Here is a 13574-nt window from a genome sequence, read left to right as displayed (position 1 = left end):
TAAGGTCTCGCACCTTGAATTCTATTCAAATGCTTGTGGGCCTGGCTAATCCAGGCCCCGAATACGCAAATACACGCCACAACGCAGGTGCTTGGTTCATTCAAGAACTCGCTGCACGCTACAACTGCACGCTAAAACACGACCCTAAATATCACGGCCTTACTGGCAAAGTGATTATTCAAGGCAAAGAATTCAAATTACTGATCCCCACCACTTACATGAACTTAAGTGGCAAAGCGGTGAGTAGTTTAGCCAATTTTTTTAAAATCCCAGTGGAAGACATACTTGTTGCCCATGATGAATTGGATTTAGACCCGGGCGTTGCTAAATTAAAAAAAGGCGGCGGACATGGCGGTCATAATGGCTTAAAAGACATTATTGCAAAAATGGCAAATCAAAAAGACTTTATGCGCTTACGCATAGGTGTTGGTCATCCTGGACATCGTGAAATGGTCACCGGTTGGGTGCTTGGAAAAGCAGCCAAGGAAGATCAAGAAAAAATGGATGCCGCAGTTGATGAAGCAGTTCGTTGTATGGAAATACTTGCTAAAGACGGTGTGTTAAAAGCACAAAACAGACTACATTCGTTTAAGCCCTAACTTTTTAGGGTATACGTACACACGTTTTAAACGAATCTAAACAAGGTATCTTACTATGGGTTTTAAATGTGGCATCGTTGGCTTGCCTAATGTTGGTAAATCAACACTTTTCAATGCATTGACTAAAGCGGGTATTGAAGCCGCTAACTTTCCTTTTTGTACCATTGAACCTAATACAGGTGTGGTACCGGTGCCAGATCCTCGCCTAGACGAACTTGCTAAAATTGTTAACCCACAACGTATTCTTACGACAAGTATGGAGTTTGTGGATATTGCGGGTTTAGTTAAAGGTGCATCGAAAGGTGAAGGCCTAGGCAATCAGTTTTTAGCAAATATTCGTGAAACAGATGCGATTGGCCATGTAGTTCGCTGTTTTGAAGATGAAAATGTTATTCACGTAGCGGGTACTATTGACCCTGCGGATGACATTGACGTGATCAACACTGAGCTTGTGCTTGCTGATATGGACAGTGCTGATAAAGCAATTTTCCGTAATGCAAAAAAAGCAAAAGGCGGTGATAAAGACGCAAAAGAGCAAAATGCAGTACTTGAAAAAGTAAAAGTGCATCTTGATGAAGGCTTAACTTTACGTTCTTTAGCACTAACAAAAGAAGAAAAAGCAGCAATTGCGCCTATTAACTTCTTAACCATCAAACCAACTATGTATATTGCTAACGTTGCTGAAGATGGATTTGAAAATAACCCACTACTTGATCGTGTGCGTGAAATAGCTGCCGCTGAAGATGCGGTTGTAGTACCTGTGTGTGCCGCTATCGAGTCTGAGCTTTCTGAGCTTGAAGATGAAGACAAGTTAGAGTTTATGGCTGACCTTGGTCTTGAAGAGCCTGGGCTTAACCTTGTTATTCGTGGCGGTTATGAATTACTGCACTTACAAACCTACTTTACTGCGGGTGTAAAAGAAGTTCGTGCATGGACTATCCCTGTGGGTGCAACAGCGCCACAAGCTGCAGGTAAAATCCATACCGACTTTGAACGTGGCTTTATCCGTGCACAAACAATTGCTTTTGATGACTTTATTGCATGTAAAGGCGAAAGCGGTGCAAAAGAAGCAGGTAAAATGCGTCAAGAAGGTAAAGAATACATTGTTAAAGATGGCGATGTAATGAACTTCTTGTTCAACGTATAATTAATCACTGCGCCACCTTGAGTGGCTAATTGTTTTAAAAGGCTCGTTTTTACGGGCCTTTTTTATTTTCAGCCGAATATTAGTCTACCCTAGTAATAAGCTTCAAAACGTAAAGCAAAGCTAAAATTATAATACTCAGCTCATAAAGAGTGTTAAAAAAGCAACGTTTTAATTAAAAAGTAGCCGGTTAGCCTATTTTTCCTGCAAACAAACCAACTTAAGTGTTTTTTTGCAAAAAAGGTGTTGACGAATTTGGGGCATATCAGCATAATACGCCCCGCACTCAGCGATGAAGTGCTAACAAAAAAGATGGCTAAGTAGCTCAGCTGGTTAGAGCACATCACTCATAATGATGGGGTCACAGGTTCAAATCCCGTCTTAGCCACCATTTATTTTTTGTTGCTCAATGAAGAGTTTAAAATAACTACCATTTCTTTGATTAATTCAAAGCAATAATGCGGGAGTGGCGGAATTGGTAGACGCGCTGGATTTAGGTTCCAGTATCTTAGGATGTGAGAGTTCAAGTCTCTCCTTCCGCACCATGTTCTTGATAAGAATTAAAACTATCAATTGTTTATTGTTGGGATATCGCCAAGCGGTAAGGCACCAGGTTTTGATCCTGGCATTCCCAGGTTCAAATCCTGGTATCCCAGCCAACAATGGCTAAGTAGCTCAGCTGGTTAGAGCACATCACTCATAATGATGGGGTCACAGGTTCAAATCCCGTCTTAGCCACCATTTCTTTTAGAAGTGGCTCTGCAAGAGTTAAATTGCAACTCAATGAAGAGTTTAAAATAACTACCATTTCTTTGATTAATTCAAAGTGATAATGCGGGAGTGGAGGAATTGGCAGTTGTCTTGAATTAGACGCTGGATTTAGGTTCCAAAACATGAATACCTGTATACTCGATGCGGGAGTGGCGGAATTGGTAGACGCGCTGGATTTAGGTTCCAGTATCTTAGGATGTGAGAGTTCAAGTCTCTCCTTCCGCACCATATTCTTTGATAAGAATTAAAATTATCAGCAATTTCTTAGTTGGGATATCGCCAAGCGGTAAGGCACCAGGTTTTGATCCTGGCATTCCCAGGTTCAAATCCTGGTATCCCAGCCAACTTCTTCTACCAAAGAACGTTGAATTAAGAAAGAACTCTGTTAAGAGTATAAATATAAGCCTGTATGCGGGAGTGGCGGAATTGGTAGACGCGCTGGATTTAGGTTCCAGTATCTTAGGATGTGAGAGTTCAAGTCTCTCCTTCCGCACCATGTTCTTAACTAGAACTAAAACTCATCCAAATTTAGAGTTGGGATATCGCCAAGCGGTAAGGCACCAGGTTTTGATCCTGGCATTCCCAGGTTCAAATCCTGGTATCCCAGCCAATTTGCACACTTCCTTGATTACTCTGTTCTACGACTTGCTAAATCCATTAATTTATATCTTTTCCTCTAGCTTTATAAATCAACATAATTTTTTTACCGGCATAAAAAAAGACCCAAATTTGAGCCTTTTATACCAATTCGCTTAATTAAGTGAGCTATTTTGAGGGTGGAAAAACGTGTTGATAGCTAGGCAAAAAATTCGCTATTTAGTTGTTCTAAATGAGTATTTTTTAACACAGGTAGCGACACGTTTAGCCCCTCAAAATGATTAAGTATTATTGCGGATTGGTATTATTAACTATTATTAACTATTATTAACTAAGCTCACCGCTTATTGCGTATTTTAATACCCAATTTTTTACCGGCCCTGCATTATTGGCTAACTTTAAAAACGTGCTACGCGCCCATTTTAACGGGGCTATTTGGTTTGAGAAACCAAAGTAGCAAGCATCCATCATACTCATCATTAATAAATTGGCGTTACGACGACTACGCTCGTACTCTTGAAGCATTAGCGGGCAACCTACATCATCTGCTGTACGCAACACTTCAGCTAATGCAGCCACATCTTGAAAACCTAAATTAACGCCCTGTCCTGCCAAGGGGTTAATGGTGTGCGCCGCATCGCCTACTAAAACAAGTCTGCCTTGTGAATAATTATTGGCATGCTGCCTTGCTAAAGGAAATATAGCATGGCTTTGTACTTCAAAATCACCAGCAAGCTTTGGAAACTTTTCAACAATCCGGGCCTTTAACGCACTAGGCGATAGATCTTTAAATGCTTTGAGGGTATTTGCATCGTCATACCAAATTAAATTTGCGTAAGGTGCTTGCATAGGTAAAAACGCAACAGGCCCCGAAGGTGTAAACTGCTGCCATGTTTTTACTTGTTGTGGTGCATCGAGCTTTATTAGCACGCCCATACAATGCTGCTGATATTGCCAGCCTGTTATGCCAATATTGGCTTTACTGCGTAATTGTGATTGTCCACCATCTGCTGCAATGACTAAATCGGCCGTATAGTTTTGCTCGTTATAGTGCAAGGTAATGCTATCAGGGTTCTGCTCTATTGCTGTTAAAGCCGATGAAGGATTAATCATTTCAATATTATGTTGCTCAAATTGCTGCCATAAACTGGCTTGAATTAGCTTATTTTCAATTAAATGACCTAAATGGGTGGTATTGATGGCATGGCAATCAAATAATAAATGATCGTTACCACGCTCAAAGGCTTCTAATTGCTCATAGGGAGCGAGTCTATTTTCGCGCAGCAATGGCATAGCACCAAGCTGATCAAGCAGTTTTTCCGAAAAGCGGTTAATAGCTGATACTCGTATATCAACTGCATCACTGCTAAGCACTAGTGATGCATCTATTGGGTATTTTTCAATAACACGTACGGCTTTACCTTGTTGCGCTAATTTAATAGCCATAGCGGCGCCAACCATGCCGCCGCCTACTACAATTACATTATTTTTAGCCATGTTTTTCATCATTTTACTTCTGACTTAACTCTGCTTTGATTGTATCGTAATTAGTTTGCTCTGTGTGAGCGCTTCGCTTAATTCTCTTATTAAACCCATACTATATTGATTTCAGATCACAAACATGAAATCTATACTTGGTTTTGAGCGTGTATCCAGCTAAAATACGCGTCCTTTAAGTCGAGCAAAATTTAATAATTGCGCCACTTATACCTGTTTCTAGCACATGTTTGTGCCACTATCGAATTGAACACGAGGCTATATTTCAATGAGCAAAAAGCTGCATATTAAAACCTGGGGTTGTCAGATGAACGAATACGACTCTCAGAAAATGGCTGATCTTCTAGATGCGACCAACGGCTATCAGCTAACTGAAGAAGCTGCTGATGCTGATGTTATATTACTTAACACCTGTTCAATTCGTGAAAAAGCGCAAGAAAAAGTATTCCACCAATTAGGTCGTTGGAAGTTATTAAAAGATGACAAACCAGACCTGATTATTGGTGTTGGCGGCTGTGTAGCATCGCAAGAAGGCGATTCAATTCGTCAACGCGCGCCGTTTGTCGATGTTATTTTTGGCCCACAAACTTTGCACCGTTTACCTGAGATGATTAAACAAGTACAAGGCGATAAAGGTTCATCTGTAGTTGATATTTCATTCCCTGAGATTGAAAAATTTGACCGCTTACCTGAGCCTAAAGCGGAAGGCCCTTCTGCGTTTGTATCAATTATGGAAGGTTGTTCTAAATATTGTACTTTCTGTGTTGTGCCTTACACCCGTGGTGAAGAAGTAAGCCGCCCTGTTGATGATGTATTATTAGAAGTTGCACAGTTAGCCGAGCAAGGGGTACGTGAAGTTAACTTACTAGGTCAAAACGTAAATGCGTACCGTGGTGATACACACGATGGTGAAATTTGCTATTTCTCAGATCTAATTCGTTTAGTGGCTGCAATTGACGGGATTGACCGTATTCGTTACACCACCTCACACCCCGTTGAGTTTACGCCTGACATAATTGATGCGTACGCTGATGTGCCTGAGCTGGTTGATCACTTACACCTTCCAGTCCAAAGTGGTTCAGACCGTGTTTTAAACTTAATGAAACGCGGCCATACTGCTCTTGAGTACAAATCAACAATTCGTAAGCTACGTAAAATTCGCCCTAACTTAAGTATGTCGTCAGATTTCATTATAGGTTTCCCAGGTGAAAGCAAGGCCGATTTTGAAGCGACCATGAACCTTATCAACGATATTGGTTTTGATATGAGCTTTAGCTTTATTTACAGTGCGCGCCCTGGTACGCCAGCGGCAGATTTACCAGATGACGTAACCGAGCAAGAGAAAAAAGAGCGCCTGTACTTATTACAAAACCGTATTACACAAATGGCACAGCAAATTAGCCGCCAAATGTTTGATACCGAACAACGTATTTTAGTTGAAGGTCCTTCTAAGAAGAACCCAATGGAATTACGTGGCCGAACTGAAAACAACCGTGTAGTTAACTTTGTTGGCCCACACACAGTGATCGGTCAGTTTGTTGATGTACGTATTACCGAGGCACTACCAAACTCTTTACGTGGCGATTTAATTCGTACAGAATCAGAAATGAACTTACGCCGCGAAATTGCCCCTTCTGCTATTTTAACCAAAGCAGCGAGTGAGCAAAAAGCCGAGACAGCTAACGAAATTGGCGTTGCTACTTTCGTACCTTAGTTGCAAAAATTCATTGTGCCAGTTAACGCTGGCGCACTGTAATAGGAAGTAATTTTGAGTAATCAGTTAAAAACATTAGAGATTTATTTAGAACCTGCCGACAACAAACGCCTTTCTTCATTATGTGGCCCGTTTGACGAAAACATCAAACAAATTGAACGCCGTCTAGGTGTTGAAATTATTCATCGTGATAACTTTTTTAAAGTAACCGGTAAACTACACAGTAGCGCCGGCGCGGTAGAGATCTTAAAAAACCTTTATATTGATACTCAGCCTGTCCGTGGGGAAATTGGCGAAATTGAGCCTGACAACGTCCATTTAGCCATCACTGAGTCTAAAGCGCTTGAGCAAGACACCTCAAGTAGCGCCTACGGCAAAGAAATGATGATTAAAACCCGTCGTGGCGTTATTAAACCGCGTAACGATAACCAAGGCTTGTATGTTGCTAATATTTTGCACCACGACATTACCTTTGGTATTGGCCCTGCGGGTACAGGTAAAACCTATCTTGCCGTTGCGGCGGCAGTTGATGCACTAGAGCGCCAAGAAATACGTCGTATATTGCTCACTCGCCCTGCGGTTGAAGCGGGTGAAAAACTCGGCTTTTTACCTGGTGATTTAAGCCAAAAAATAGACCCTTACTTACGCCCACTTTACGATGCCTTATTTGAAATGCTTGGCTTTGAGCGTGTTGAAAAGCTGATTGAAAAAAATATCATCGAAATTGCTCCACTGGCTTATATGCGCGGACGCACACTTAATGATGCGTTTATTATTTTAGATGAAAGCCAAAATACCACCACAGAGCAAATGAAAATGTTCTTAACCCGTATTGGCTTTAATTCTAAAGCGGTGATCACCGGCGACATAACCCAAGTTGATTTACCTCGGGGAGCGCGCTCTGGCCTTCGTCATGCTATTGAGGTGTTAGATGGCGTTGATGAAATTAGCTTTAACTTTTTCAAATCGCATGATGTAGTACGCCATCCTGTGGTAGCGCGTATTGTTGAAGCCTATGAGCGCAACGACGAACGTGAGCGCCTTAAGCGATTAGAAAAACAACAAGCTAAAGAAGCGCTTGCCGCTCATGAGCAACCTGCGACTAAAGAGTAATACCGTGAAAACAGAACTTGATTTACAAATAGCGTGTGAGTTTGACAACTTACCCAGCCTTGAGCAGTTTGCAATGTGGGCCGATAAAGTACTAAGCCAATATCGTGATGAGTCTGAGCTGACCATTGTTATTAGCGATGAAGCACAGTCGCAACAGCTCAATAATGACTACCGCGGTAAAAATAAGCCTACCAACGTATTATCGTTTGAATTTGAAGCGCCACCGGGTATTGATATCCCACTTGTGGGTGACTTAATTATTTGCCCTGCCATTGTTTTGGCTGAGGCGCAAGAGCAAGAAAAGTCATTTCATGACCACTTTGCTCATATGGTTATTCATGGATGCTTGCATTTACTTGGATTTGACCATATAAAGAGTGAAGATGCGTTAGAGATGGAAAGTATAGAAAAGCAATTACTTGCTGAACTAAACATAGCAGACCCATACCGGGACGATATTTAAATAAACGGAGCAATTAGACGTAATGAGCGACGATAACTCGCAATCTAGCCAGGGTTCTTCTGGCAGGACTTGGCTGGGCCGTATAACCCACATGTTGCAAGGGGAACCCCAGAATAGAGAAGAGCTGGTTGAGGTAATTGCCGATGCCCAAGAGCGGGATGTAATCGATCCTGAAACCAAAGAAATGATTGAAGGTGTGCTTGGTGTGTCTGAGCTTAAAGTGCGAGATATTATGATCCCGCGCTCACAAATGGTCACTTTGGAAATTGATAGCCCGCTTGAAGAGCATATACCTATGATGGTTGACTCTACCCACTCTCGCTTTCCGGTGGTGTGTGAAGATAAAGACCATGTAGAAGGGATTTTACTCGCAAAAGACTTATTACCCCTCATTTTAAATAAAGATGAGCATTTACCATCGCTACGTGATTATTTACGCCCTGCTATGGTAGTGCCTGAAAGTAAACGGGTTGATACCCTGCTTAATGAATTTCGTCAGCAACGCTACCATATGGCGATTGTAATTGATGAGTACGGCGGTGTATCGGGTTTAGTAACCATTGAAGATATTCTTGAGATCATTGTTGGCGAAATCGAAGATGAGCACGATGAAGAAGAAGAACAACAAGATATTCGTCAACTGGCTAAGCATGTTTACGTTGTGCAGGCATTAACCCCTGTAGATGACTTTAACGAGCATTTTAAATCAGGTTACAGCTCACAAGACGCCGACACTATTGGTGGTACTGTATTGCATGCCTTTGGCCATATGCCGAGTCGTGGCGAAACCATCGATATAGAAGGATTTCAGTTTAAAGTAACTAACTCTGATAATCGTCGTATATTGCAACTGCAAGTCACCATTCCTAAGGCTGATGATAACGACAGTGAAGAAACTGCTAACTAGCCCCACCCTACTAGCAAAAGATAAAAAAGCATGGCTCGCACTAGTTGCGGGCCTTGTTTTAACTTTTAGCTACGAGCCTTTTGGTATTTGGCCGATTGTATTTTTTAGTTTGGCCGCATTATTTTTTTGTATCCCTGCAAACCTCACAGGAAAAAAACACGCTAAAACCGCCGCTAAATATGGCTTTATATTTGGCCTAGGTTGGTTTGGTGCCGGTATAAGTTGGGTGCATGTTTCTATCGCCACCTTTGGCGGTATGCCACTGTTCGCTTCCATTTCGTTAATGGTATTACTGTGCAGCTACCTTGCGTTATTTCCTGCGTTGGCGCTGTGGGCAACCACTCGCTTTTCGAGCGGCTCTATAAGCTTTGCCGCCCTACTACTCCCTTGTTTTGCTATTAGTGAATATTTGCGTGCCAAGCTGTTAACTGGTTTTCCTTGGTTAAGCTTTGGTTATACACAAACTGATAGCCCACTTAATGCCCTCGCTCCTTTTATTGGTGAATTTGGGCTCACGCTATTATGTATTGCCATTGGGTTTGCATTGTACAGCTTAACCCAAAAACAATTTAAAATGCCTGTTGTTACCGCTACTGTGGTTTTGCTTGCCTTCGCAGGCGCACACTTAACAAAGACAACCAATTACTCCGATAGAAACCTGTCTGTGCTGCTTGTACAAGGTAATATAAAACAACACTTGCGCTTTGATCCTAGTGAGTTTTGGACCACCATGAGTAAGTATCAGGATATGACGCGCAGTCACTGGGATGCCGATTTAATTGTGTGGCCTGAAGCCGCAGTGCCTGAGATAGAAGCGCTTGCTGATTCATACTTAGCAGGCTTAGACAGTGCCGCCTCATTTAATAAAACCGCGCTAGTAACGGGTATTGTTGATTACCAACGCGACACTAAAACCATTTTTAATACCCTGATTGTGGTCGGTAACAAAGAGCAAAATGATGAACACGGCCACTATCGTTACTTAGATAGTAACCGCTATCAAAAGCACCAATTACTGCCGATTGGAGAGTTTGTTCCCTTTGAAGACATACTCCGCCCCATAGCGCCGTTATTTGATTTACCTATGTCATCGTTCTCGCGCGGTGATAAAGTGCAAGATAACTTACGTGCGAATGGCTTTAGCCTGCTGCCCGCCATTTGCTACGAAATAGTGTTTGCCGATTTAGTGCGGGGTAATTATAAAAGCGACTCTGATTTACTATTTACTGTGAGTAACGATGCCTGGTTTGGTGATTCTATTGGCCCCCACCAGCATATGCAAATTGCCCGGATGCGCGCCCTAGAACTACAGCGTCCACTAGTACGTGTTACCAACAATGGCATAAGTGGTGTATACGACCCGATAAGCCAAACACGCCAAACTATGCCACAGTTTGAAGCTACCACACTTAAAGCCAATATAAAGCTAATACAAGGGGATAGCCTGTATAGCCAACACGGCAATATGTTTGTATGGTTCATATTAGTCTTATTAACTTTAGTGTCCGGTATTTTTAAACAAAGGCATCAATAGTAAAGGCCTGTCTTAGGCAGGCACAAACCACACTTTTTTCCTTTATTCAACATCACAAAAAAGCATTGCTATGCTATGAATTAGTACGTAAACTCGCCATCTTTTTTATTGTCTGAATCTTCAGCATTCAGGTAATTTTCTATGAGTAAAATTAAATTTAGGCTTCAAATAGATACAAAACTAAATTTAACGGTCACTTAAAATATTTATGAAATTGTCACTCATTACTATTTATTAGCTACACTATTAATTGAGCATGCGGTGATTTTATTTTGTTTGGAGTTAGCTTAAATGGTAAATCGCAGTATTTTAATTGGTATAATATTAACAGCTATACAGTTGATTTTATTATCTTTTCAAATTTTCATAAGTAATCACCCTAATATACTTTTAATTATTCCCTCTATGGCATTGGGGGTAGCTATGTTATTGCTATTGGTTTTTCAAAAGCAGCAAATGCAAGAGAGAAATCATTGGTATGAACAAATATTGGATGCTGTACCTTTACCTTTATCTGTTACCGATATTGATATGAACTGGACATTTGTTAATAAAGCAGCCACATCCCCTCTTGGAGTAAACCGTGAGGATGTATTGGGCATGTCGTGTCACAACTGGGGGGCAAATATTTGTCAAACGCCTAATTGTGGAGTGAGATGTTTACGTAACAACCAGCCTAAGACTCATTTTCATCAATGGGATAAAGACTTTGATGTTAATACATCTTACCTGACAAACTCTAAAGGCCAACAAATTGGCCATGTTGAAGTTGTATCCGATGTGACCGAAAAAGTGGCACTTGCCAACGTTTATAAACACGTCATGAGTATGTCTAAGAGCTTAAACTCTGATGCAGGTACCGTTAGCGAAGTCGGTATTAACTTAGCATCAAGCACAACCGAATTACTTAGCACTGTTGAAGAAATGAGTCAGTCACTCTCGGAAGTACGAGCTCAATCTGAAGCAAATGCCACCAGCGTTGCCGAAGTTAGGTTATTCGCAAGCGAAATTGTTGAACGAGTTGAATTGGCTAACACTGCTATGAGCGAGATGGTTAACACTATAGAGCAACTCAGTACCTCCAGCAAAGAGATTGGTGAAGTTATTCAGGTAATTGACGGTATTGCAGCACAAACAAATTTATTAGCTCTTAATGCTGCAATTGAGGCTGCTAGAGCTGGCGAGCAAGGTCGTGGCTTTGCAGTTGTTGCTGATGAAGTAAGAACTCTGGCGCAACGATCATCTAATGCAGCACAAGAAACTGGCACTCTTATTTTAGCCTCTATTAGCAGTGTTGAATCTGGAAAATCCGCTGTTAATGATGTAGCGGGACGTTTAGATTTAATTGTTAAGGATATGTCGCAATTACTTAATTTAACACAAGATATTGATTCGGCTACCAAACGTCAAACGGACAGTATTTCTCATGCTGATGAAGGACTTTCACAGGTAGAACCGGTTTTACGTAACAACTCATCTATTGCAGAAAGTACCGCTGAAATATCAGACCGAATTATCGAGCAATTAACTCAAATTAACCAATTATTAAGTAACCTATCGGACGTTGAGGAATATAGTAAAGACGATAATGCAATTGCAATTAAAGTAATCCCTTAACCTCCATATAAACAGTTATAGTTAAGTGAACATACTTAGCTATAACTATTTCCTTAAGATATGTAGCCGCCTACTACACTCATTGGTACGTGTGACCAACAACGGCATAAGCGGTGTATATGACCTCATAAGCCAAACACACTAACCATACCACAGTTTGAAGCTACCACACTCAAAGCCAATATAAAGCTAATACAAGGGGATAGCGTGTATAGCGAATACGGTAATGTACTTGTATGGGGAATTGTGGTGTTGTTGGGGGTTGTCGGGTTTAGGCTAAAACTAAAAGATAAAAGAAATATTTACAATTAAAGCGCGGTAAGATAATTATCGCGCTTTAATTTTAAGTTTTTACTTCAGTCATATATTTTTTAATTGCTTTACTCTTTCACTTTATCTACAACTGTTTGCACATTTACAACTTGGTTCACACTCCCTTGAATAACCACAGTCGCTGATATTTTATCTTGAATGGCTTGTCTGTTTGGGTCCCAATACACTTGTAAAAAGCCTAACAAGCCGGTGGCAAAACCTGCGCCATAACCACCGTAGCGGCCAAAACAATCAAGTAAACCCAGCGGCTCACCATTTAATGCAACCACTCGAGTGTTACAGAGCTTTTTACCAGGGGTTTGACCGCGCCATAGTAATGAAAATAGTGTGAAGTACACAGCAGCCCAGCCAAAACCCAAACCTAAATCTTGAATAATACCTTTGCCCCACTGCAAAATACTGTGTGTGGTTGTTTGTTTTGGTTTATCTTCAATTAACTGAGTAGGCTTTATTTCGTTGTTCTCACTAAGCACTAATAATTGTAAAAGTACTTTTGCAAGTTGTGGGCTTTGTAAGTCGTCCATTTCGGCTAATTTGGGTACTTGCCCTATCAAATTATCAAGCGCATTTAGTTGGCAAGGTTGCTCACAGCTTTCGTCTGCTGTTTGCACTAAGTAGGCATTTACCTGCTTTTTTTCTGTGGAGGTAAGCTGAATGTCATCCTGTATTTTTACGCCTTGAACAGTTAAGCCTTGATCAGCGTTGTCGCTTTCTAGGTAATCTATGCCAGTTGAAAGCACAGCAAGGGCGCTTACAAATAATATACTCGCAGCCATTATTTTTAATACTCTTCGCCACACACTCGACATTTTAGGAAGGTATTGCTGCGCCGTTCCTTTATAAAAAGCCATCGCAGCAACGAATGCAATAATAGTTGCACTGAGCTTTGCAGCTAAGAATATTAATGCTACATCGATAATCATAGCTAATGCGCGCCGAGTAGGCGAAGCCAGTGGCAAGCCTAGTAAAGCATTATCAACCTTAAAGGCATACGGCGTGATCACTTCTCGAGTTTCGGCTTTAGATAACGCTAATTGTTCTAATTCTTGTACTTTCATTATTATACTTGTTATTAAAATAGGTAACGCGGTTAAATTACGCGCTTTTTAATTTTTGCTCAAGCGAATAAAATCGATAACGAGAGTTAACATTGAAAATAGCCGCTAGGTGTAGATTAATTCTTAAAAGAGTGAACAATTAATCTATCGTATCGTATTAAATATAAAAGCTACGAGGAAGAGCTCATGACCACCAAACAACTCTCATCACTTTTCGTTTTTAACTT

The 13574-nt window shown here is 41.0% G+C and carries 10 protein-coding genes, 8 tRNA genes and 1 pseudogene; 17 read left to right on the top strand and 2 right to left on the bottom strand.

The features are described from left to right. Window positions 1-14: 14 nt before the first annotated feature. The 10 genes from pth to P20311_RS16920 all read left to right on the top strand — a co-directional run bounded on the left by pth (window position 15) and on the right by P20311_RS16920 (window position 3124). Window positions 15-599 (top strand): aminoacyl-tRNA hydrolase, encoded by a 585-nt coding sequence (gene pth, locus P20311_RS16965; RefSeq protein WP_008115166.1) that lies wholly within the window; start codon window positions 15-17, stop codon window positions 597-599. Window positions 600-654: 55 nt separating this feature from the next. Next, on the top strand, window positions 655-1746 hold the full coding sequence (gene ychF, locus P20311_RS16960) for a redox-regulated ATPase YchF (RefSeq protein WP_008115165.1): 1092 nt from the start codon (window positions 655-657) through the stop codon (window positions 1744-1746). Between the two features lie 311 nt (window positions 1747-2057). Continuing rightward, window positions 2058-2134 (top strand) — tRNA-Met (locus P20311_RS16955). 69 nt (window positions 2135-2203) lie between these two features. Then, a tRNA-Leu gene (locus P20311_RS16950) sits at window positions 2204-2288 on the top strand. 39 nt (window positions 2289-2327) lie between these two features. Continuing rightward, a tRNA-Gln gene (locus P20311_RS16945) sits at window positions 2328-2402 on the top strand. Window positions 2403-2407: 5 nt separating this feature from the next. Continuing rightward, window positions 2408-2484 (top strand) — tRNA-Met (locus P20311_RS16940). 173 nt (window positions 2485-2657) lie between these two features. Continuing rightward, window positions 2658-2742, top strand: a tRNA-Leu gene (locus P20311_RS16935). A gap of 41 nt (window positions 2743-2783) precedes the next feature. Then, window positions 2784-2858: transfer RNA gene (locus P20311_RS16930), tRNA-Gln, on the top strand. A 67-nt stretch (window positions 2859-2925) separates the two neighbouring features. Further along, window positions 2926-3010, top strand: a tRNA-Leu gene (locus tag P20311_RS16925). Window positions 3011-3049: 39 nt separating this feature from the next. Beyond that, window positions 3050-3124, top strand: a tRNA-Gln gene (locus P20311_RS16920). A 314-nt stretch (window positions 3125-3438) separates the two neighbouring features. Here the strand turns inward: P20311_RS16920 and P20311_RS16915 are convergent. Then, on the bottom strand, window positions 3439-4620 hold the full coding sequence (locus P20311_RS16915) for an FAD-dependent monooxygenase (protein ID WP_008115162.1): 1182 nt from the start codon (window positions 4618-4620) through the stop codon (window positions 3439-3441). Between the two features lie 256 nt (window positions 4621-4876). Here P20311_RS16915 and miaB point away from each other — a divergent pair, with 256 nt between their 5' ends. The 7 genes and pseudogenes from miaB to P20311_RS19380 form a co-directional block, all read left to right on the top strand. Continuing rightward, window positions 4877-6322 carry a tRNA (N6-isopentenyl adenosine(37)-C2)-methylthiotransferase MiaB gene (miaB, locus tag P20311_RS16910; protein ID WP_008115161.1) on the top strand — a complete coding sequence of 482 codons (1446 nt, stop codon included), beginning with the start codon at window positions 4877-4879 and terminating at the stop codon, window positions 6320-6322. A gap of 54 nt (window positions 6323-6376) precedes the next feature. After that, window positions 6377-7435 carry a PhoH family protein gene (locus tag P20311_RS16905; RefSeq protein WP_008115160.1) on the top strand — a complete coding sequence of 353 codons (1059 nt, stop codon included), beginning with the start codon at window positions 6377-6379 and terminating at the stop codon, window positions 7433-7435. Window positions 7436-7439: 4 nt separating this feature from the next. After that, a complete protein-coding gene (gene ybeY / locus P20311_RS16900; protein ID WP_008115159.1) occupies window positions 7440-7898 on the top strand; it encodes an rRNA maturation RNase YbeY in 459 nt (152 codons plus the stop codon). Between the two features lie 22 nt (window positions 7899-7920). After that, window positions 7921-8805 carry a CNNM family magnesium/cobalt transport protein CorC gene (gene corC, locus P20311_RS16895; protein WP_036934272.1) on the top strand — a complete coding sequence of 295 codons (885 nt, stop codon included), beginning with the start codon at window positions 7921-7923 and terminating at the stop codon, window positions 8803-8805. Then, window positions 8786-10339, top strand: a complete 1554-nt coding sequence (gene lnt / locus P20311_RS16890; protein ID WP_008115157.1) for an apolipoprotein N-acyltransferase — start codon at window positions 8786-8788, stop codon at window positions 10337-10339. The genes corC and lnt overlap by 20 nt, the downstream gene beginning before the upstream one ends. 423 nt (window positions 10340-10762) lie before the next feature. Continuing rightward, window positions 10763-11956, top strand: a complete 1194-nt coding sequence (locus P20311_RS18560) for a methyl-accepting chemotaxis protein (protein ID WP_158307809.1) — start codon at window positions 10763-10765, stop codon at window positions 11954-11956. A gap of 70 nt (window positions 11957-12026) precedes the next feature. Continuing rightward, window positions 12027-12268: pseudogene (locus tag P20311_RS19380) on the top strand (apolipoprotein N-acyltransferase); the annotation flags it as partial. A gap of 68 nt (window positions 12269-12336) precedes the next feature. Here P20311_RS19380 and P20311_RS16880 read toward each other — a convergent pair. Further along, window positions 12337-13347 (bottom strand): RDD family protein, encoded by a 1011-nt coding sequence (locus tag P20311_RS16880; protein ID WP_008115154.1) that lies wholly within the window; start codon window positions 13345-13347, stop codon window positions 12337-12339. Window positions 13348-13574 lie beyond the last annotated feature (227 nt).

Origin of the sequence: Pseudoalteromonas sp. BSi20311 (assembly GCF_000239875.1) — a bacterium.
Taxonomy (GTDB): domain Bacteria; phylum Pseudomonadota; class Gammaproteobacteria; order Enterobacterales; family Alteromonadaceae; genus Pseudoalteromonas.
This window is presented reverse-complemented; position numbering and strand designations above follow the sequence as displayed.